Origin of the sequence: Citrobacter sp. Cpo147, assembly GCF_030332405.1 — a bacterium.
Classification (GTDB): Bacteria; Pseudomonadota; Gammaproteobacteria; order Enterobacterales; family Enterobacteriaceae; genus Citrobacter; species Citrobacter portucalensis.
The window spans coordinates 179223-200258 of sequence record NZ_JAOWHX010000030.1 but is presented as its reverse complement, the minus strand read 5'-3'; the positions used below and the strand labels follow the sequence as shown (position 1 = coordinate 200258).

Here is a 21036-nt window from a genome sequence, read left to right as displayed (position 1 = left end):
CTATGTCGCGCCAGCATACGCCAACAGAACTGAATGATGCATTAAAGGGAACGAAACCCACTTTTCTGATGCTGTTGTTTTTTAGTTGTGTGATTAATATGCTTATGCTGGCGCCGGCAATTTATATGCTACAGGTTTACGACCGTGTGCTGGTCAGTAAAAATACCACCACGCTGTTAATGTTGACCTTATTGATTGTCGGCTTGTACATCGTTATTGCCATGATTGAATCTGCCCGCGCGCAGGTTATGGTCAGGCTTGGCAACAGGCTGGATATAAAGCTAAGCCAGTTGGTTTTTAACGCAGCCTTTAAAAGAAAGATGGTTACCGGTGATAACAACCCAGCGCAATCTTTAGCCGAATTAGATCAGGTTCGTCAGTTTCTTTCCGGGAATAGCCTGTTCGCCTTACTGGATATTCCCTGGACGCCAATATATCTGTTCATCGCCTTTTTGGTCCATCCCCTGCTGGGATATCTTTCTCTCGGCGGAATAACATTATTATTTATTCTGACGTTGGTATCTGAAATCTCTACCAAGCGCCCGATTCAGCAAGCGCACGCCTTAACCATTAACAATGCCAGCAAACTGAATAAACAGCTGCAAAACGCCGATGCCATTGAAGCGATGGGGATGCTTTCGACCCTGAAGTCCAACTGGCAGGAGCAACATAACAAAGTGCTGGCGCTACAAACGCAGATTGCCGACAAAACGGCCGGGTTAAGCAGTCTCAGCCGCTTTGTGCGGGTGTTGCTGCAATCTATTGCGCTGGGCGCCGGGGCTTTACTGGTGATCGGCGGCCATATTACTCCGGGCCTGATGATCGCCGCCTCGATCATTCTTGGCCGCGTCCTCAATCCGGTAGAACAAGTCATTGGCAGCTGGAAGCAGTTCGTGCAGTTTCGTAGCGCGTGGCATCAGCTCTCAACCTTGCTGAAGGAGTATCCGGCACCGAAAGAGGTACTGACCCTGCCGCGTCCTAACGGCAACATCAGCGTCGAAAGCGTCTTCGCCGCAGCCCCCGGCCAGCCTTCCCCGCTACTGCGTAATATCTCATTCCAGCTGGAGCAAGGTGAAGTTCTGGGGATTATCGGCCCCTCAGCCTCAGGGAAAACCTCGCTGGCAAAGGTTCTGGTTGGCGTCTGGAAACCGCTATCAGGGAAAGTCAGATTAGACGGCGCAGATATTTGTCAGTGGGATAAAGCGCTGCTGGGCCCGTCTATTGGCTATCTGCCGCAGGATGTGGAACTGTTTGACGGTACCATCGCGCAAAACATTGCCCGCTTCGCGCAGAATGACAGTGAGCTTATCGTCGCCGCCGCATTACTGGCAGGCGTTCATGAGATGATCCTGCGCTTGCCACAAGGTTATGACACGCTGTTGGGCGCAGGTGGATATCAGCTCTCCGGCGGGCAGCGGCAGCGCATCGGGCTGGCACGCGCCGTGTATAACAATCCTGCATTCATCGTGCTTGATGAACCGAATGCCAATCTTGACGACGCGGGCGAATTCGCACTCGTTAAAGCCATCAATACCCTGCGTACCCAGGGACAAACCACTGTCATTATCTCACACCGCCCGACGCTGCTCGGCGTGGTCAATAAGGTTTTGCTGCTTAACGATGGCGCTATACAGGAGTTTGGTACCCGCGATCAGGTTTTTGCCCATTTGCGTCAGGCCAACGTACTGAAACCAGTGGCTACGCCTTCTCCATCCACGACTGAACAGCAACGTGAGGCCTGATGATGAAAAAGAAATCTGAGAACGCGGCCTCTGCTGGCGTTGATACTAATATCTGGTCGCCGATTATCCGGGGCGTGATCGTCATTGTGCTTGGTGTCGGTAGTTTTATCCTCTGGGCAGTGCAAGCGCCGTTAGATGCGGGCGTGGTCGCCGATGGTACGGTAACCGTATCGAGTAACCGCAAAACCATTCAGCATCTGAGCGGCGGTCGGGTAACGGATATCTTTATCAAAGAAGGCGACCTGGTGAAGAAAAATCAGGTCCTCGTCCGGTTGGATAAAATGCAGCTTGAAATGCGTTTCAGCGCGTTAAATGCCCAGTATATTTCTGCAAAAAGTATCGAAGATCGCCTGTTGGCAGAACGCGATGGCCTGGATGCGATCGTCTTTAATACGACGCTGACGCAGCAATTATCTGGCAATAAACGGCTGGCAGAAGTCAGAAATCTGCAGGCTAAACTTTTCGATACCCGTCGCAAAACGATTCAGGATGAACTGTCGATGATTCAGGAAACGCTCGATGGTCTGGTAGGACAAACGGATAATCTCAATAAAATAAAAGGCTATCGCGACCACCAGTTTTCTCTGATTAACCGGGAGTTAGGGGCTATTCGCGCGCTGAGCGAAAAAAACTATTATCCCAAAGCGCAATTACTGGTGCTGGAGCGCGAGGCAGCAGAAATATCTGGCAGCGTTTCAGAAGATATTCTTAACATTGCCAAACTGAAATCGCAGCAAAACGAATTAAAAATTAAAGCCTACCAGGTGCGTCATCAATATTTACGTGAAGTTGAGTCTGAACTGACGGAAAACCAAAAAGAAGTGGCAATGCTGGAGGATGAACTGGCGTCCACCCGTCACGAGCTGGATAACACCGAGATTCGCTCACCGATTAACGGTATTGTGCTGGATGTTAAAGTCAGTACCGTGGGCGGCGTCATTCAACCCGGCGAACATCTTATGGATATCGTTGCTGCCGGACAACCGATGCAAATTGATGCCAAAATACCCGTGCATGCCATTGATAAACTGGTCCCCGGCTTAACCGTTGATGTGCTTTTCCCTGCCCTTAACCATGCCCTGTTGCCGTCGGTTCCGGCCCGGGTTCTGACTATCTCGGCGGACCGCTTAATTGATGAAGCCACTCAGCAGCCTTACTACCTTGCGGAAGTACAGGTTTCAGCAGAGGGCGCGCGTTTGCTGGGCGATTACAAAATTAAAGCGGGAATGCCCGCCAGCGTGACGATCAAGACCGGTGAACGAACCCTGATGAGTTACCTGTTTAAACCGTTGATTGCCCGTCTGGAACTGGCTTTTAAAGAGTATTGAGCCATCCATTGCCGGTATGGCGTACGGCTTGTCGCGCCATACCGCTTTCTGCCGTTGCTGGCAGCTTTGCTTTCTTGTAACCTTCTTCCCGTCACACTACTGACAAAATCTGGAACCACTGAACTGGACTTCATATGAATGCTCATATTTCTAAAGACCCTTTACATGGCGTAACGCTTGAAATGCAGGTCAATGCCCTGGTTGAACGTTATGGTTGGGCTGAACTGGCGCAACGCATTAATATCAACTGCTTTAAAAATGAACCGAGCGTTAAATCCAGTCTGAAGTTTCTGCGCCGTACGCCGTGGGCGCGGGCAGAAGTTGAAGCGCTGTACCTTGATTCGCTGCATGACCTGGCCTCAAACAACACCCCCGAACCGGCCTTCGATCCCTGGGCTAACAGCCGCAATAAAAAGAAATAAGAGCAAAATCAGATGGCAGCATCCGGTTTCTTTTCAGGAAATTATCAGAAAAAACTGGCGAAGATTCTCGCCCGTTCTCGTGCCAGACTACCGCTGACCAACATGAAATGGTTTGCTGTACTTGTAGGCAGTATGTTGTTACTTGGCAGCTGTTCTTCACAACCACCCGGTCACAAGACCACTCCGCTACCTCCGGTGAGCAAACCCCAGCAGAGCAAGGAGCCAGTGCGCGGGATCTGGCTGGCGACGGTTTCACGTCTTGACTGGCCGCCGATTTCATCCGTGAACATCAGTTCGCCTGCCGTACGCATCAGCCTGCAGCAAAAAGCGCTGACGGATAAGCTGGACAACCTGAAACGGCTTGGTATTAACACCGTTTTTTTCCAGGTTAAGCCCGATGGGACCGCATTGTGGAAGTCAAAAATTCTACCGTGGTCAGATACCCTGACCGGTACGATTGGCCAGGATCCGGGTTACGATCCGCTGAAGTTTATGCTCGATGAAGCGCATAAGCGCGGAATGAAAGTTCATGCCTGGCTTAACCCCTATCGCGTGTCCGTAAACACCAAACCTTCGACGGTCACTGAATTAAACAGCACGCTGTCACAGACGCCGTCCAGCGTATACGTCCTGCATCGGGACTGGATCCGCACTGCGGGCGAGCGTTTTGTGTTAGACCCCGGTATTCCCGACGTGCGCGACTGGATCACCAGCATCGTGGCGGAAGTGGTTGAGAATTACCCGGTTGACGGCGTGCAGTTTGATGATTACTTCTATACCGAGTCTCCCGGCTCTGCGCTCAATGACAGCCAGACCTTCAGAAGATACGGTCAGGGGTTCGCTTCCAAAGCTGACTGGCGGCGCGATAACACGCAACGGTTGATTGCCCAGGTATCGCGGACCATCAAGAAACTCAAGCCTGAAGTCGAGTTTGGCGTTAGTCCTGCGGGCGTGTGGCGCAACCGTTCGCACGATCCAGCGGGCTCCGACACGCGCGGCGCGGCAGCGTATGATGAGTCGTATGCAGACACCCGCCGTTGGGTGCAATTAGGTTTGCTGGATTACATTGCACCGCAACTCTACTGGCCTTTTGCCCGTGACGCAGCGCGTTACGATGTACTAGCAAAATGGTGGGCAGATGTCGTGAAATCAACCAACACTCGCCTCTACATTGGTGTAGCGCTGTATAAAGTCGGTGAACCATCGAGAAAAGAGCCAGACTGGACGGTAAAAGGCGGTGTGCCGGAACTGAAAAAGCAGCTCGATTTAAACGAATCCGAACCGTACATCAACGGCACGATCCTGTTTCGCGAAGATTATCTTAATCAACCGCAAACGCAGGAAGCTGTGACCTATATTCGCAATCGTTGGGGACGTTAATAGTTGTCCTCTCGTCAGTTTAGCGGGGAAATGTAGCGGGGAAACCTTGCCCCGCTCAGCTTTAATTTTCCGGGAAGTGTTGCGGCCGTATCTGCGTCACCGGGACATTAGCCGGCGGACATTATCATTAATTTGTTTCTGTATCGTATTCAGCGTAGATAGCGTTATCTGATCGGGGTATTTGTCCCTGGCGATAGCGCTCAATGCAGTGGCAAAGTGACAGACTTTTTCGATTATGCCGTTCACATGGTCAGCAGATAACTCAGCTTCCTGAACGCCAAGCGACTGAAGGTGCTTTCTTTCGATATCCAGCGCCTCTCCCAGCACGTCCATTTGGTGATACCCGCCAGGTCCTTCGCACCAGGTGACATCGTAAGCCGGAGCCAGAGTCCAGTTTCCATCGGCTGACATTAAATAGGCAAAATTCTTCGGATGATCGTCGCGGTTGTTAAAAGCCACGTTGAAAACCACGCGTTCGAACGCTTTTGCCTTTTCTCTGACATCATTGGTACAAATCTGCGTGGCGCGCAGAAAATCCCGGTAGTCTAAAGCGCCGGGTATCTGGTAATTTGCCCCGGTAAGTGCCGCCAGGCTCTGCATAGGAATACGTATCGACTGGTCACGGTCGAAACGGCGAGTGGCAAATGCCGCCTGTCCGCCGGGCAGATTGAAATACGCCGTATCAGGCGTGGTGATCCCACATTGGCGCAAGCATTCAGCATAAACCGCTTCGATGGCACATACCTCAGCATGCTCATGCCTGGCGGGAAATTTAATCAGCCAGCTTTCGCTCCCGGGTTGCGGCACCGTGGTGAATTTAGACGTGACAGTGTCACGATAAAATAGCGCCTTAGGCCTTGCTCCTTGTGGCGAACCGCCCATCTGGAGCAGTTTGTGCAAAAATTCCCCGCCTTCGCCGCTCAGGACTTCCTGAACCTCAGCGGCCAGTTGTTCGAGAGGAACATTCTCTTTTGACAGCATCTCGACATCTGACTGAACGGGCTGGAATGTCATGGCGCCCATCGCGTTGTTGCCGACCCAGGTTAAACGCTCTAATGGACCTATGCGTGCTGCGTTGAGTCCGCGGCGTTTAAATAATCGGTCCATCAACAGCATGCCCCAGCCGTCAGGTAGCGAATCATAAACCGGTCCAGGTAATCCCAACTGATGGGCCGGGAAATCCCTGCGCAAACGGGGACCGTTCAGCGGTAACATCAGACGGGACAGCTCCAGGCCCCTACGTAAGGCGTCTTCACTGTATTCAAAGGCGATCAACGGACGTCCGGTCAGGGCTGTGGAAGACACCAGTTTTCCCCACAGCCATTTTTCACCCCAACCTTCATAGAAGACATCAACTTGTTCAGGCATCAGGTTTTTTCCTTTTGATCCGCTGGCGCGTTGCGCTCTTTTCGTAACGCAAAATATCATCCAGACTATCAATCCTGGGTTTGAATAACCCCTCCAGTGCATCGCCATAGCCTAACACCATTGCGACTTTGACCAGATTCTCAAATCCTACATTCTTACCTGTTTCCAGATTTGAAACGGTATTCACACCGACCCCTGAACGCGCGGCAACATCAGCCTGCGTCATTTGCCGGGCGAGTCGTTCTTTACGCAATCTGTCGCAAAGTAGTTTGACGATATCGGCTGCAGTATTTAGCGTTAAATCCATAATATTGGCTCTTATTGGGATAAAAACGACTTTACACCCAATATTATAGAGTTAAGTGGGAAATGATTCAAAGTCTTATAAGACACAATAAAAAGGAGTTAAACCGGAAAATCTTGCTTAAGGGACATTATACTGGAGTTATCCGGGCACAAGGTCTGCACCCGGAAATGATGCCGTTATCAGGCAACGGAAGGCTCAGGTAGTCTGAATGACGAAACCAGCATTGCCAGTTGTTCCGCCTCCTCTTTCAGCGCCTGCGTCCGTGCTGCGGCATCATCAATTAATGAGGCGTTTTGCTGAACGGTGCTGTCCATCTCGGTAACGGCCAGCGTAACTTCGGAAACGCCCTTACGTTGTTCTTCACCCGCAACGCGTATTTCCCCCATCAACTGGCGCACCTGACGCACATTGCTGACCAGTTCTCCCAGACGTTCGCCGGCAGTGTGGATTTGCTGACTTCCGCTACCTACATGAGAAACAGATTCATCAATCAACGTTTTAATTTCCTGGGCGGCGGTGGCACTGCGCTGAGCCAGCGTGCGCACTTCGGAGGCCACGACGGCAAACCCTCTGCCAGCATCCCCCGCTCTGGCGGCTTCAACCGCGGCATTCAGGGCGAGAATATTGGTCTGGAATGCAATGCTGTCGATGACCGCGACAATTTCCACCATTCTGCCGGATGAGGCGCTGACGTTATCCATTGTTGAGATCACGCCCTGCATCACATCGCCGCAGCGGTTGGCCGTTTGCGCGGTGCTATCGGATAGCTCATCCGCCAGTTGTGTATTACTGGCGTTTTGATGAACGGTCGCATTTAACTGTTCCATCGCCGCCGAACTCTCTTCCAGCGCAGCGGCCTGCTGCGTGACGCGAGATGAAAGCTCCATATTACTGTCAGCCAGGCTAACGGCGTTATTCGCTACCACTGTGCTACTGCTTCTGACGGTGATCAGGATGGCCGAGATTTTATCGACGAACAGGTTAAACGCCTCGGCGATAGCTGAAATCTCGTCTTTGCCACGAACATCCAGACGACGGGTAAGATCGCCTTCGCCCTGCGCAATATCATCAAGTGCCTGGCGAGTATCATCGAGACGCAAAATCAGTCGGCGAACCACCAGCCATGATCCCACCAGCAACAGCGTCATGACAGGGATCAATACTTCCAGAACATCCTGCATCATCACTTTGGCGAGACCGACGATGCGTGATTCAGGTGTCACCAGCCCCACGACCCAGCCGGTATCCGCCATCGGGAACAGCATTACCCGGGATGGCGTATTCAACACGTTGTCGTTCGCAAGCGTAATCGTCTTCACTCCATCCGCCGGGCGCAAGGATTTCAGACCGTTTTGCACCGGGATAAGCCACTGCGCGCTTTGCGCCAAATCGTTAATGGTTTTATATTTTGCCAGGTCGGCCTGCGGGAAATAGAGAATTTGTCCCTGCTTGTCTACCACAAACGCGTAACCACCGGTGCTGTTTCCCTGCTGCTGCATAAAAGTGGCGACGTTATCCAGACGGATATCGGTGGTAGCGACACCGGCAAACTTGCCCGCCTGTTGATAAGGCACGCTGCATGTCACCATGTTGACGCCTGAACTGGCATCCTGGTAAACGTCAGACCATAAACAGCTGTTTTGTGAATGGCCTTTGGCCAGTTGATACCAGCTTTCATTGTGGTATCCACTCGATCCTTCGACGTTATAATCATTGGAATACACCAGCTTTCCTTCAGCATTACGCGCCCAGAAAAAGCTTCTTTTCTCCACACCTGCGGTGAAGGCGTCTGGTTCTGGCCAGATGCCGCCGCCGGTAATAATCGAGTCTTTACCTTCACCAATAAGATGCGGAACAACGCTTTGGTACAGTGATTCATCGTTAGGCAACACTTCAGCCAGTCGCGACAGGCTGACGGTCTCACCTTCAATTCGGGACAATACGGTACTCAACTGACGGGTTAAACCTTGCCCTGTTTCTTCGATCAGAGCGGTGTTGATTTCAACGACGCGTGGCTGACCGCGCCAGAGCATAATCACCACGATAACAAGGCTCGTTACTGCAAGCAGCAGAATGCCGCCGATGGTTAAACGCGTTGAAATACGAGTAGGATACCAGGCCATACAAACTCCTTCTGCAAAAGGCTAACTTTTATCCAGTATCGGCACAGGCGTTTATATCTTTATAAAGTTTTCTTAAGTATTGCAAAACAAATTAGTGACAGTGTCACAAATAACAAAACCCAGCACTTTGGCTGGGCTTTAATAACAGTTAAATCTTATTTGGATAATTCTTTTTTGATTTCGTCTTTTATTTTACTTAATTCACTCTGCGGATGTTTCTTGCAAAGTTCAACGGTCAGAGGAACTGCAGTCGTAACGGTTTCGTTATAGTCGACGTAGTCACCACCTTTGAAGTCTTCGTCTTCATTGAGCACCCAGAAGGCCACTGGAGCCATAGTTTGCGGGTTTAAATCAATAAACTCCTGGCAGTTCATGCCTTTTGGAGTCACTTCAGTTTTAGCGTTATCTGTTGCTGCATTGACGCTGACACTGGTTAACAGCGCTGCGACCAGAATACCTGCTGTAGAAAGGGAGAATTTATTCATTGTAGTACTCCATTTATAATATAAATAATATCTACACTTGCGCTTAACACCGTTAATGTAGCTCGCGAAAAATAATACCCCTACCATCATAAGAATAAAGATTACTGTTATTGATATGGCTGAAATTTATATTTCCCATTACTGATTCTTATGTCTGAGGGGTAAATGTTGCCCACAATGTGATCGTTCCGACGAAATCAGCAGATTCATACCCCTCTTCCTCTGCCGTTGCACCAAAACTGAACTACGCTGCACAAATGTTGATCATTGGTTAATGAATATCGGTTTATTTTTAACAAAAACAGCCGACGTGCCGCTGTTACGCACATGGCACGCGTCCTGCATTGTTAATTCGCTAACAGAAATACGGTATCTGACAGGCAACTAACAGCGAGAAGGTAATGACAGCCAAACCAGAGTTATTTACCCGCATAGAGCAAACCTTTAGCCAGCTGACGCCCAGCGAAAAGCGCGTGGCCGGGTGGCTGTTAGCCCATGCTGTGCAGATCCCATTTGAAACCGCAGATGGCATCGCCAAAGCAACCGGCACCAGCGGCATTACCGTCGGACGTTATCTGCGTAAACTGGGCTTTCGTAACCTGGAGGATGCAAAAGCCAGTCTGCGTGAGCTTCCCGTTGTTCCCTATCAGCCCTGGGGAATGAACGAACGACTGGACTCCTGGCACCAGCAACAAAGCCTACCGGATCGGGCGCATCAGTCGCTGTTGCTGGAGATCGACGCTATTACCCACGTCTACCAGCTCGCACAAGGCGAAACGTTTTTACGCATTGCACAGCAACTGGCGCATGCGGAAGCCGTGTACATCCTCGGGATCCAGTCCACCCGCGGGATCGCCAACGCCTTTTTTAGTCACCTGGAATACCTGCGACCTAAAGTCAGCTACTCCGAAGGCCTTTCCGGCAGTTGGGTAGAGTCGCTGAACTCGGGATTCAGCCAGCCTTACGTGGTTATTACCGATATGCGCGCCTACTCCGCTATTTCGCGACAATATTGCCGTGTCGCCACAGAGCGCTGCATTCCGCTGGCGCTAATTACCGATATGTGGTGCCCATGGGCCAGGGATTATTCCATTGATTTACTACAGGTAAAAACCGACACCGGACATTTCTGGGACTCACTGGCGCCTGTGAGCTGTCTGTTCAACTTATTACTTTCTGCGGTGGTGGCACAACTGGGTGACGCCCTCGCAGGACGCCTGCAAACCAATCGCCAGTTACAACAACAATTTGGTCAATTCGAACAATAAACAGGATACGTGCTATGTCAGAACACCCAGAACTGGTCGATCTGTCGGTGATATTTCCGTCGCTGCATATCGATCTTAAATACGCCACTGCCGACAACATTACCGGCGCACCTATCTACCGGGAAGCGCGTTGCCTGCTACACACCGAGGCGGTAACCGCACTGGCTAAAAGTATCAGCATTGCGCAACTGGCCGGCCTGCAGCTTGTGGTGTACGACGCGTATCGCCCCCAGCAGGCGCAGGCGATACTGTGGAATGCCTGTCCCGACCCGCAGTATGTTGTCGATGTCGCGATTGGTTCCAATCACAGTCGGGGTACGGCCATTGACGTCACGTTGATGGACGATCGCGGCCATCTCCTTGATATGGGGGCCGGTTTTGATGAAATGCACGACCGTTCCCATGCCTGGCATCCGTCTGTTCCTCCGGCCGCGCAGCGCAACCGCCTGCTGCTCAATGCCATTATGTTTGGTAGCGGTTTTGTCGGTATTAATAGCGAATGGTGGCATTTTGAATTACCTGATGCCGCCCGTTACCCGCTGCTTGACGATCAAATAGATTGTTACACTGTCACGCCAATAACAACACAACATCCACTTTAATTCTGGAGCCTGGTTATGAAGACTACACCTGCGTTAAACGCCTTTTTCCGCCCCGCTCTGATAGCCGTTGCGTTAGCGTTTGCCCTGCCCGCCGCACAGGCTGCCGTTCCCAAAGATATGTTGGTGATTGGTAAAGCCGCCGATCCGCAGACGCTCGACCCCGCCGTGACCATCGATAACAATGACTGGACAGTCACCTATCCCTCCTACCAGCGGTTGGTTCAATACAAAACCGATGGTGGCAAAGGCTCCACGGAAGTTGAAGGTGATTTAGCCAGCGGCTGGAAAGCCTCTGACGATCAGAAAGAGTGGACGTTTACCCTGAAAAACGATGCCAAATTCGCCGACGGAACGCCGGTAACGGCAGATGCGGTAAAGCAATCCTTTGAACGTTTGCTCAAAATTGGTCAGGGACCTGCGGAGGCTTTCCCAAAAGATCTGAAGGTCGACGTCATTGATAACAATACGGTGAAATTTACCCTCAGCCAGCCGTTTGCCCCGTTTCTGTATACGCTGGCAAATGACGGTGCCTCAATCATTAACCCGGCCATCTTAAAAGAGCATGCCGCAGACGATGCCCGCGGATTCCTCGCGCAGAACACGGCAGGCTCTGGTCCCTTTATGCTGAAGAGCTGGCAAAAGGGACAACAACTGGTACTGGTGCCGAATCCGCATTATGCCGGGGCGAAACCGACATTTAAGCGTGTCTCAGTCAAAATCATTGGTGAAAGCGCCTCCCGTCGCCTGCAACTGTCACGTGGCGATATCGACATTGCCGATGCGCTTCCTGTTGACCAGCTTGCCGCTTTAAAACAGGAAGGCAAAGTGAACGTGGCGGATTATCCCTCATTGCGCGTGACCTATCTGTATCTCAACAACAGTAAGGCCCCGCTTAATCAGGTGGATTTACGCCGCGCCATCTCGTGGGCCACCGATTATAAGGGCATGGTCAACGGGATCCTGAGCGGCAACGGAAAGCAAATGCGTGGCCCGATCCCTGAAGGCATGTGGGGTTTTGACGATAAAGCCATGCAGTACAGTTTCGATGAAGCCAAAGCCAAAGCCGCGTGGGACAAAGTTGCCACCAAACCTGAAAGCCTGAGCTTCCTGTACTCCGATAATGACCCTAACTGGGAACCTATCGCGCTCGCCACCCAGGCAAGCCTTGGCAAGCTGGGTATTAAGGTGAAACTGGAAAAACTGGCAAACGCAACCATGCGCGACCGCGTGGGCAAAGGCGATTACGACATTGCCATTGGCAACTGGAGTCCGGATTTTGCCGACCCGTACATGTTTATGAACTACTGGTTTGAGTCAGATAAGAAAGGCTTGCCGGGTAACCGTTCGTTCTATGAAAACGCTGAGGTCGATAAACTCCTGCGCAGCGCGCTGGCCACGACCGATCAGGTTGCCAGAACCAATGACTACCAGCAGGCGCAAACCATCGTGATTGATGAAGCAGCCTACGTCTATCTATTCCAGAAAAACTATCAGCTGGCGATGAACAAAGACGTCAAAGGATTTGTATTCAACCCCATGCTGGAACAGGTCTTCAATATCTCCACCATGAGTAAATAAGCCACGTTTATGCGGAGCCGCTCTGGCTCCGCAAGGGGAAGCTAATGACGTTCTGGAGTATTTTACGCCAGCGATGCTGGGGACTTATTCTGGTGGTTATCGGTGTTTGCGTAATCACCTTTATTATTTCACACCTGATACCTGGCGACCCCGCGCGGCTGCTGGCGGGTGACCGTGCCAGCGATGAAATTGTCGAAAATATTCGCCAACAGTTGGGGCTGAATCAACCGCTGTATGTCCAGTTTTTTCGCTATGTCAGCGATATTTTTCACGGCGATTTAGGCACCTCTATTCGCACCGGGCGTCCGGTACTGGATGAGCTGCGCATTTTCTTCCCCGCGACCCTTGAATTGGCTTTCTGTTCTTTGTTGCTGGCGCTGGTGATAGGTATCCCGCTGGGTATTTTATCTGCGGTCTGGCGTAACCGCTGGCTTGATCACCTTGTTCGGCTAATGGCAATTACCGGTATCTCCACGCCTGCATTCTGGCTGGGGCTGGGGGTTATCGTGCTGTTTTACGGTCATCTGCAAATTTTACCAGGCGGTGGGCGTTTAGACGACTGGCTGGATCCACCTGCTCACGTCACCGGTTTCTACCTGATTGATGCTCTGCTGGAAGGCAACGGCGAAGTCTTTTTCAATGCGCTTCAGCACCTGATTTTGCCATCACTGACATTGGCTTTTGTACATCTTGGGATCGTTGCCCGTCAGATTCGTTCCGCCATGCTGGAGCAACTGAGTGAAGATTACATACGCACCGCCCGCGCCAGCGGGCTCCCGGGCTGGTACATCGTGCTGTGCTATGCATTGCCTAACGCACTTATCCCATCAATCACCGTCCTCGGCCTGGCGCTAGGCGATCTGCTCTACGGTGCGGTATTGACCGAAACGGTCTTTGCCTGGCCTGGCATGGGCGCCTGGGTGGTGACCTCAATTCAGGCACTCGACTTCCCGGCAGTAATGGGATTTGCGGTGGTGGTCTCGTTTGCCTATGTGCTGGTCAACCTGGTGGTGGATTTACTCTATCTGTGGGTAGACCCTCGAATTGGACGTGGAGGTGCTGAATGATGCTCACTCAAGAAACACCGACCGCCCCTCAGACTGCACGCCGCCGCACGGACTGGGCCAAACTGTTCTGGATGATGAAAAGTAGCCCGCTGACGCTGGTTGGCGGGGTCATTATCGTATTGATACTGCTGCTGATGGTGCTGTCGCCGTGGATAACACCCCACGATCCGAATGCCATCAATTTGAGTGCGCGCCTGCTGCCCCCGTCAGCCGCTCACTGGTTTGGAACCGATGAAGTCGGTCGCGATCTGTTCAGCCGCGTCCTGGTAGGAAGTCAGCAATCTGTCGTTGCGGGTCTGGTGGTAGTGGGTATCGCCGGGGGATTGGGCTCACTGCTGGGTTGCTTATCGGGTGTCATGGGCGGGCGTGCCGACGCGATAATTATGCGGATGATGGACATTATGCTGTCCATCCCTTCGCTGGTGCTGACGATGGCGTTGGCCGCCGCGCTGGGCCCCAGCCTGTTTAACGCCATGCTGGCGATTGCAATCGTCCGTATCCCTTTCTATGTACGCCTCGCCCGTGGCCAGACGTTAGTGGTGCGCCAGTTTACTTATGTACAGGCTGCCCGGACCTACGGCGCTTCACGCTGGCATCTGATTAGCTGGCACATTTTACGCAATTCTCTGCCGCCGCTCATTGTGCAGGCATCACTGGATATCGGCAGTGCGATCCTGATGGCCGCCACGCTCGGGTTTATCGGTCTGGGCGCACAGCAGCCCAGCGCTGAATGGGGTGCGATGGTCGCAATTGGCCGCAATTACGTGCTTGATCAGTGGTGGTATTGTGCTTTTCCCGGCGCCGCCATTCTGATTACCGCCGTGGGCTTTAATCTCTTTGGCGATGGTATTCGCGATCTGCTGGATCCGAAAGCCGGAGGAAAACAGTCATGACACAACCCGTACTGGAAATCGAAGATTTGCATCTGAGTTTCCCCGGCTATAAAGCTGACGTGCATGCGCTGAACCATGTATCACTGCACATCAACCGCGGAGAAATTGTTGGTGTGGTGGGTGAATCCGGTTCCGGTAAGTCCGTGACCGCCATGCTCACCATGCGTCTGCTACCGGAGGGAAGCTATCGTATTCACCAGGGACGCGTTTCGCTGCTGGGTGAAGATGTGCTCAACGCCAGTGAGAAACAAATGCGCCAATGGCGCGGCGCACGCGTCGCGATGATCTTTCAGGAGCCCATGACGGCACTGAATCCGACCCGCCGTATCGGCCAGCAAATGGTGGAGGTGATCCGCCATCATCAGGCGTTAAGCCGAACGGATGCCCGCCAGAAAGCTGTTGCTCTACTCGAAGAGATGCAAATCCCGGACGCGCCGGAGGTCATGAAACGATTTCCGTTTGAGCTTTCCGGCGGTATGCGCCAACGCGTGATGATTGCGCTGGCCTTTTCGTGCGAGCCGGAGCTTATCATTGCCGATGAACCGACCACTGCTCTGGACGTCACGGTGCAACTGCAGGTGCTGCGTTTGCTGAAGTTAAAAGCGCGCGCCAGCGGAACAGCGGTGTTATTTATCAGCCATGATATGGCGGTGGTTTCACAGTTATGCGACCGGTTGTATGTCATGTATGCCGGGAGCGTGATTGAGAGTGGCCCGACGCAAACCGTTATTCAACGTCCGACGCACCCCTATTCCATTGGCTTGCTGAAATGCGCACCGGAACACGGCGAACCGCGCGCATTGCTGCCCGCCATTCCCGGCACCGTGCCGAACCTAACCTGCTTACCTGCCGGATGCGCGTTTCGCGAACGCTGCTTTGCCGCTGGTCCTCGTTGTGAAGAGATGCCTGCGTTAAGTAGTCAGGGAGGCGCGGATCAACAATCTGCCTGCTGGTATCCGCAACTGGAGACAACACATGTCTGATTATTTACTGGCGCTGCAGGATGTTCATGTCAACTTTCCTGCGCGTAAAAACTGGCTTGGCAAGGTTACGGAACGGGTGCATGCGCTCAACGGTCTGGATTTACAGATTCACCAGGGTGAAACGCTGGGGATTGTTGGCGAATCCGGCTGTGGAAAAAGTACGCTGGCGCAACTGCTGATGGGCATGTTGAAACCCAGCCAGGGAAGCTATTCTCGCCGTGGTGAAAAACAGCATAACGGTATGCAAATGGTCTTTCAGGACCCTCTTTCATCGCTGGATCCGCGCTTACCGGTGTGGCGGATAATTACCGAACCGGTGTGGATCCAAAAACGGAGCCCGGAGCGTGAACGACGCATGCTTGCCGAGGATTTGGCACGGCAGGTGGGGATTCGTCCTGAATATCTCGACCGCTTGCCGCACGCGTTTTCCGGTGGACAGCGCCAACGTATTGCTATTGCCCGGGCGCTATCGTCAGAGCCGGATGTTATCGTCCTTGATGAGCCAACTTCAGCACTGGATATCTCCGTGCAGGCGCAAATTCTCAACCTGCTGGTGTCGCTACAGGCGCGTAGAAACCTGACCTACGTATTGATATCGCATAACGTGTCGGTGGTCCGCCATATGAGCGACCGTGTGGCGGTGATGTATCTCGGGCAAATTGTTGAGCTGGGCGATGCCCAACAGGTTCTCACTCACACCGCCCATCCGTACACACGATTATTGCTGGACTCGGTCCCTAAAACGGGCGCACCGCTGGCGGAAGATTTGGTGTTACGTAAGACTGAGCTACCGGGAAACCGAACGTTGCCCCAGGGCTGCTTTTTCCGTGACAGATGTCCATTGGCAACCCACGGTTGTGAGAAAAAACAGGCATTGCTGAAGGGTGATACCGGCTGTGACGTTCGCTGCTGGCGGGCGGTTACATGACCAGAGCCGTTGAGAAAAGTCAGGTGCGATACGCCTTTTTCAGTGAATCCACCAGCACCTCGGAAGCGGTAGATAATTTATGATGCGCCGAACGCAAAACCCCGATCCGACGCTGGATCACCGGCGTATCCAGATCGATACAGGTTGCGCCTAACTCTGTCATTTGCGTGCGGCATAGTGCAGGTACGGCGCTACCGCCCAAACCGTTAGCCACCAGGCGGCCAACGGTTACCAACTGGTGGCTCTCCAGCGCCACTTCCAGCGTATGTCCGCTTTGCACCAGTTGTTCTTCCAGCATCAGCCGCACGGCGGACGGGCGTTGCAGGGTGATAAAATCCAGCGTCAGCAGTTCGCGCCACGCAATACGATCCCTGTCTGCCAGTCGACAGGTTGGCGGCACAATCGCGATAAAACGATCCACACCGAGCGGCGTGAAATGCAGATGTCCCGAATAGTCCGGCTCGAAGGCTATGCCCATCTCGACCCGCCCTTCACTGACCATTTCAATCACGTGTTCATTGATCACATCATGAACCGTTACGTTGATACCGGAATAAGAATCACGAAATGTTTTCAGTACCGATGGCAGGACGTTAGCGGCAAATGAGGGCATGGCGGCGATCGATATTTTACCGCGCTGCAGCGTAAAGCGCTGGCGCATGGCTTCTTCCGTATTCTCCCAGTCCGCCAGCAGCTGTCGCCCCATATTCAGCAGCGTTTCTCCCTCCTGCGTCAGGGTCACTTTGCGGGTCGTTCTTAACAGTAACGCCCCACCCAGCGAATCCTCCAGTCCTTTAATCGCCAGGCTTAACGCGGGTTGCGACATATTCAGTCTTTCGCTGGCATGAGCAAAATTCAGAGTGTGAGCTACCGCTAAAAACGCGCGTAACTGTTTGATGCTCATTCCCATTTCGCATTCCTTTAACTTGTTGAATACCTTTAATTAACATTAAATTGATAAAAAAACCCAATGAGTGAGTCACAAATTTAAAATTAACAAATCATTTTTCACCCCCAATGATGTCGGCAAGGACAACTTGGGAGGCAAGTGTATGGCTGGACTGGATAAACGTGTTGCCACTTATCAAGAGGCGCTGGAAGGACTGACCGACAACATGACGCTGCTGGCGGGCGGTTTTGGTTTATGTGGGATCCCTGAAAACCTGATTACCGAAGTCCGCCGTCGGGAGGTTCAGGGACTTACCGTTGTGTCTAACAACTGTGGTGTGGATGGCTTTGGTCTTGGCGTGCTGCTGGAAACGCGTCAGGTGCGCAAAGTGGTCGCATCCTATGTAGGGGAAAACGCCCTGTTTGAGAAACAGGTGCTTAGCGGCGAACTGGAAGCCATCCTGACGCCGCAGGGTACGCTGGCAGAGCAGTTGCGCGCGGGCGGCGCGGGGATCCCTGCATTTTTTACCGCGACCGGATATGGAACTCCCGTGGCGGAAGGTAAAGAGGTTCGCGAGTTTGCCGGACGCCCTTACATTCTTGAGCAGGCGATAACCGGCGATTTTGCATTGGTTAAAGGCTGGAAAGCCGACTGGTACGGCAACGTCATCTATCGCCACACCGCACAGAACTTTAATCCGCTGATGGCCGCCGCCGGGCGCATTACCGTCGTGGAAGTTGAAGAGATTGTCCCTCCCGGAGAACTGGACCCTGCGGCGATTCACACTCCCGGAATTTTCGTTAACCGCATTATTCAGGGGCAGTTTGAAAAACGTATTGAACAACGCACCCTGCGCCAGAAAGGAGCCTGACCATGTTAACGCGTGAACAAATGGCGATGCGCGTCGCCCGCGAGCTGCGCGACGGTTATTACGTCAACCTTGGGATCGGTATTCCCACGCTGGTGGCAAATTACATCCCTGATGGCATGGACGTGATGCTGCAATCAGAAAACGGTTTGCTGGGTATGGGCCCGTTTCCCACAGAAGACGAAATTGATGCCGACATGATCAACGCCGGGAAACAGACAGTGACGGCGCGCAAAGGCGCGGCGATTTTCGACTCAGCGCAATCCTTCGCCATGATCCGCGGCGGCCACGTTGATCTGACGGTGCTCGGTGCGTTTGAAGTCGATGTTAACGGCAATATCGCCTCTTGGATGATCCCCGGAAAAATGGTGAAAGGCATGGGCGGCGCGATGGATCTGGTTGCCGGAGCCGAAAATATCATTGTGGTAATGACCCATGCTTCCAAAAGTGGTGAGTCCAAACTGCTTCCCGCCTGCACCCTGCCGCTGACCGGCGTGGCCTGCATCAAACGCGTGCTTACCGACCTGGCTCTGCTGGAAATTGCAAACGGTGCATTCATTCTGCGTGAACGTGCACCGGGCATCAGCGTGGATGAGATTGTCGCCAGAACCGCCGGTAAGCTCATCGTTCCCGAAAATGTCCCAGAAATGCAATTTAGCTGAGGAGCTGACCATGCAGGATGTTGTCATTGTCGCGGCAACGCGCACCCCGATTGGCAGTTTTCATGGCGCGCTGGCACCACTTTCCGCGGTTGAGCTTGGTTTAGTGGTGATCCGTTCGCTGCTGGAAAAAACGGCTGTGGAACCCGAGCAAATTGATGAGGTGATCTTAGGTCAGGTTCTGGCCGCGGGCTGCGGTCAGAATCCGGCCAGACAAACGGCGTTACGCGCAGGTCTGCCAGTCACCACGCCCGCGCTAACCATTAATCTGGTGTGTGGTTCGGGTCTGAAGGCGGTGCATCAGGCGGTACAGGCGATTCGCTGTGGCGATGCGCAAATCGTGATTGCCGGAGGCCAGGAGAGCATGAGTAATGCGCCCTATTTTCTCGACGGGGCGCGGGCCGGTCTGCGGTTGGGTCATGCCAGCATGAAAGACAGCGTGGTGCATGACGGTCTGTGGGATGCGTTCAACGACTATCACATGGGAATTACTGCCGAAAATCTGGCGGATAAGTTTGTTATCAGCCGTGAGCAGCAGGATGCTTTTGCCCTGCGCTCCCAGCAAAAAGCCGCCGCCGCCATTGAAGCGGGTCGTTTTAGCGCGGAAATCACGCCGGTTAGCGTCCCGCAGGGCAAAAAACCGCCACGTGTGGTGGATCGTGACGAACAGCCTCGCCCGGATACTCAGGCCGACAAGCTGGCGCAACTTAAACCAGCATTTCGTCCAGGTAACGGTACGGTGACCGCCGGAAATGCCTCATCCATCAATGATGGTGCCGCCGCGGTGATGTTGATGAGCGCAGCCAAAGCCGCAGAACTCAATTTGCCGGTGCTTGCCCGGGTGGCAGGCTACGCGGTTTCTGGCGTCGATCCCGCCATTATGGGGATTGGGCCGGTAGAAGCATCACTCCAGTGCCTGAAACGTGCTGGCTGGACGCTGAATGACGTGGATCTTATCGAAGCCAACGAAGCATTTGCCGTACAAGCGCTGGCGGTTGGCGAATCCCTGAACTGGGACAGCAACCGGGTGAACGTGAACGGCGGCGCAATTGCTCTAGGGCACCCGATTGGCGCATCAGGTTGCCGGATTCTGGTAACGCTGCTGCACGAAATGGCTCGCAGCAACGCCACAAAAGGGCTGGCTACGCTGTGCGTGGGCGGAGGTCAAGGTGTGGCGCTGGCAGTAGAGCGTTCACAGGAGGTATCTCATGCAAAGTAAACCTATCTGCGTCCTGGGGGCGGGTTTAATGGGCGTCGGCATTGCTACCCACTTCGCCCGTTATGGTCACGATGTCTGGTTATACGATACCGATAGCAGCCGAATTGCAGAAATAAGCGGAGTTGCCGGCGGTATTCTGGATGAGCTGATAGCCACCGACCAATTTGCCATTGGTGAAAAAACGACGGTCGTGTCTCGCCTGCACGGCACGACCTCGCTACAGGATATTGCCGCATGCCGGTTACTGATTGAAGCGATCCCGGAGCGGCTCGAACTCAAACACGCACTGTATGCCCAACTGGAAGAGCTGATCGCGCCGGAGGCCGTTATTGCCAGTAATACCAGTGGCCTGCCGCCGGATGCACTGGCGGAAAAGCTCGCCCATCCTGAACGGTTGCTGATAGCCCATTTCTGGCACCCGCCTCATTTTATTCCGCTGGTCGAAATTGTACCTGGCACCGCAACGAAGCCGAAATATCTCCATGAATTACAACAAATGCTGATCGCGATGCAACTTGAGGCGGTGGTGCTCGACCGCGCTGCCCCAGGGTTTGTCGGCAACCGACTACAGTTTGCCCTGCTACGCGAAGCGCTACATATCGTTAAAAGCGGCATCGCCAGCGCAGAAGTGGTTGATCAGGTGATGCGCGCCTCGCTCGGACGTCGCTATGCAATGGTCGGTCCGCTGGAGGCTGCTGATATGACCGGGCTTTCTACGGTGCAGGACATTTGTCGGCATCTGCTTCCGGAACTGGCAACCGGCAGCGACATGATGTCGCTGGTCGCTGACAAGGTTGCCAACGGTGATACCGGTTTACGCAGCGGTCAGGGATTTTATCGCTGGGATGATTCGCGCAAGGAGTACATCCAGCAACGCAGAGAGCATCAGCTGCGTTTTGCCCTGAAACCATAACGTCTCTTTCTGTA

The 21036-nt window shown here is 53.1% G+C and carries 20 protein-coding genes; 15 read left to right on the top strand and 5 right to left on the bottom strand.

The features are described 5' to 3' along the window. Positions 1-2: 2 nt before the first annotated feature. The 4 genes from OGY06_RS03560 (at position 3) to OGY06_RS03545 (ending at position 4872) form a co-directional block, all read left to right on the top strand. Positions 3-1742, top strand: a complete 1740-nt coding sequence (locus tag OGY06_RS03560) for a type I secretion system permease/ATPase (protein ID WP_057067763.1) — start codon at positions 3-5, stop codon at positions 1740-1742. Then, positions 1742-3070, top strand: a complete 1329-nt coding sequence (locus OGY06_RS03555) for an HlyD family type I secretion periplasmic adaptor subunit (protein WP_185879291.1) — start codon at positions 1742-1744, stop codon at positions 3068-3070. The genes OGY06_RS03560 and OGY06_RS03555 overlap by 1 nt, the downstream gene beginning before the upstream one ends. Before the next feature lie 134 nt (positions 3071-3204). Continuing rightward, positions 3205-3492 carry a VF530 family protein gene (locus tag OGY06_RS03550; protein ID WP_032943454.1) on the top strand — a complete coding sequence of 96 codons (288 nt, stop codon included), beginning with the start codon at positions 3205-3207 and terminating at the stop codon, positions 3490-3492. 12 nt (positions 3493-3504) lie between these two features. Beyond that, positions 3505-4872: a glycoside hydrolase family 10-like protein gene (locus OGY06_RS03545; RefSeq protein ID WP_003832985.1), complete on the top strand. Its 1368-nt coding sequence runs from the start codon at positions 3505-3507 to the stop codon at positions 4870-4872. A 96-nt stretch (positions 4873-4968) separates the two neighbouring features. Here OGY06_RS03545 and OGY06_RS03540 read toward each other — a convergent pair whose 3' ends face one another. The 4 genes from OGY06_RS03540 to hdeB form a co-directional block, all read right to left on the bottom strand. Beyond that, entirely contained in the window at positions 4969-6240 is a 1272-nt protein-coding gene (locus tag OGY06_RS03540; RefSeq protein WP_286604711.1) for a type II toxin-antitoxin system HipA family toxin, read from the bottom strand. Beyond that, complete coding sequence (locus OGY06_RS03535) at positions 6233-6547, bottom strand: helix-turn-helix domain-containing protein (protein ID WP_003832988.1); 315 nt, start codon at positions 6545-6547, stop codon at positions 6233-6235. The genes OGY06_RS03540 and OGY06_RS03535 overlap by 8 nt, the downstream gene beginning before the upstream one ends. Positions 6548-6726: 179 nt before the next feature. Then, positions 6727-8670, bottom strand: a complete 1944-nt coding sequence (locus tag OGY06_RS03530) for a methyl-accepting chemotaxis protein (RefSeq protein ID WP_286604709.1) — start codon at positions 8668-8670, stop codon at positions 6727-6729. A 155-nt stretch (positions 8671-8825) separates the two neighbouring features. Beyond that, a complete protein-coding gene (hdeB, locus tag OGY06_RS03525) occupies positions 8826-9155 on the bottom strand; it encodes an acid-activated periplasmic chaperone HdeB (protein ID WP_003019999.1) in 330 nt (109 codons plus the stop codon). Positions 9156-9556: 401 nt separating this feature from the next. Between hdeB and OGY06_RS03520 the strand changes: the two genes are divergently transcribed. The 7 genes from OGY06_RS03520 to OGY06_RS03490 are packed head-to-tail and all read left to right on the top strand — an operon-like array spanning position 9557 to position 16474. Next, positions 9557-10423, top strand: a complete 867-nt coding sequence (locus tag OGY06_RS03520; protein WP_286604707.1) for a MurR/RpiR family transcriptional regulator — start codon at positions 9557-9559, stop codon at positions 10421-10423. A gap of 14 nt (positions 10424-10437) precedes the next feature. After that, on the top strand, positions 10438-11025 hold the full coding sequence (gene ddpX, locus OGY06_RS03515; RefSeq protein WP_197384983.1) for a D-alanyl-D-alanine dipeptidase: 588 nt from the start codon (positions 10438-10440) through the stop codon (positions 11023-11025). A 15-nt stretch (positions 11026-11040) separates the two neighbouring features. Continuing rightward, the gene (locus OGY06_RS03510; protein ID WP_164562783.1) at positions 11041-12603 is read left to right on the top strand and encodes an ABC transporter substrate-binding protein; all 1563 of its coding nucleotides are present in this window, start codon (positions 11041-11043) and stop codon (positions 12601-12603) included. Positions 12604-12647: 44 nt separating this feature from the next. Continuing rightward, positions 12648-13670, top strand: coding sequence for an ABC transporter permease (locus tag OGY06_RS03505; protein WP_003020008.1), 1023 nt, complete (start codon positions 12648-12650; stop codon positions 13668-13670). Continuing rightward, positions 13667-14563 (top strand): D,D-dipeptide ABC transporter permease, encoded by an 897-nt coding sequence (gene ddpC, locus OGY06_RS03500; RefSeq protein WP_003832993.1) that lies wholly within the window; start codon positions 13667-13669, stop codon positions 14561-14563. The genes OGY06_RS03505 and ddpC overlap by 4 nt, the downstream gene beginning before the upstream one ends. Further along, positions 14560-15546, top strand: a complete 987-nt coding sequence (locus OGY06_RS03495; protein ID WP_003832994.1) for an ABC transporter ATP-binding protein — start codon at positions 14560-14562, stop codon at positions 15544-15546. The genes ddpC and OGY06_RS03495 overlap by 4 nt, the downstream gene beginning before the upstream one ends. Next, positions 15539-16474, top strand: a complete 936-nt coding sequence (locus OGY06_RS03490) for an ABC transporter ATP-binding protein (RefSeq protein WP_286604703.1) — start codon at positions 15539-15541, stop codon at positions 16472-16474. Before OGY06_RS03495 ends, OGY06_RS03490 begins: the two co-directional genes overlap by 8 nt. Before the next feature lie 19 nt (positions 16475-16493). On the opposite strand, the gene OGY06_RS03485 is transcribed toward OGY06_RS03490, so the two are convergent. Beyond that, positions 16494-17384: a LysR family transcriptional regulator gene (locus OGY06_RS03485; protein WP_003020016.1), complete on the bottom strand. Its 891-nt coding sequence runs from the start codon at positions 17382-17384 to the stop codon at positions 16494-16496. Between the two features lie 142 nt (positions 17385-17526). Between OGY06_RS03485 and OGY06_RS03480 the strand changes: the two genes are divergently transcribed. The 4 genes from OGY06_RS03480 to OGY06_RS03465 are packed head-to-tail and all read left to right on the top strand — an operon-like array spanning position 17527 to position 21022. Beyond that, positions 17527-18234: a CoA transferase subunit A gene (locus OGY06_RS03480; protein ID WP_003020020.1), complete on the top strand. Its 708-nt coding sequence runs from the start codon at positions 17527-17529 to the stop codon at positions 18232-18234. A 2-nt stretch (positions 18235-18236) separates the two neighbouring features. Then, complete coding sequence (locus OGY06_RS03475) at positions 18237-18893, top strand: CoA transferase subunit B (RefSeq protein WP_003832997.1); 657 nt, start codon at positions 18237-18239, stop codon at positions 18891-18893. Positions 18894-18903: 10 nt separating this feature from the next. Continuing rightward, entirely contained in the window at positions 18904-20109 is a 1206-nt protein-coding gene (locus OGY06_RS03470) for an acetyl-CoA C-acetyltransferase (RefSeq protein WP_286604700.1), read from the top strand. Beyond that, positions 20099-21022: a 3-hydroxyacyl-CoA dehydrogenase family protein gene (locus tag OGY06_RS03465; protein ID WP_164562780.1), complete on the top strand. Its 924-nt coding sequence runs from the start codon at positions 20099-20101 to the stop codon at positions 21020-21022. The genes OGY06_RS03470 and OGY06_RS03465 overlap by 11 nt, the downstream gene beginning before the upstream one ends. Positions 21023-21036: the final 14 nt, after the last annotated feature.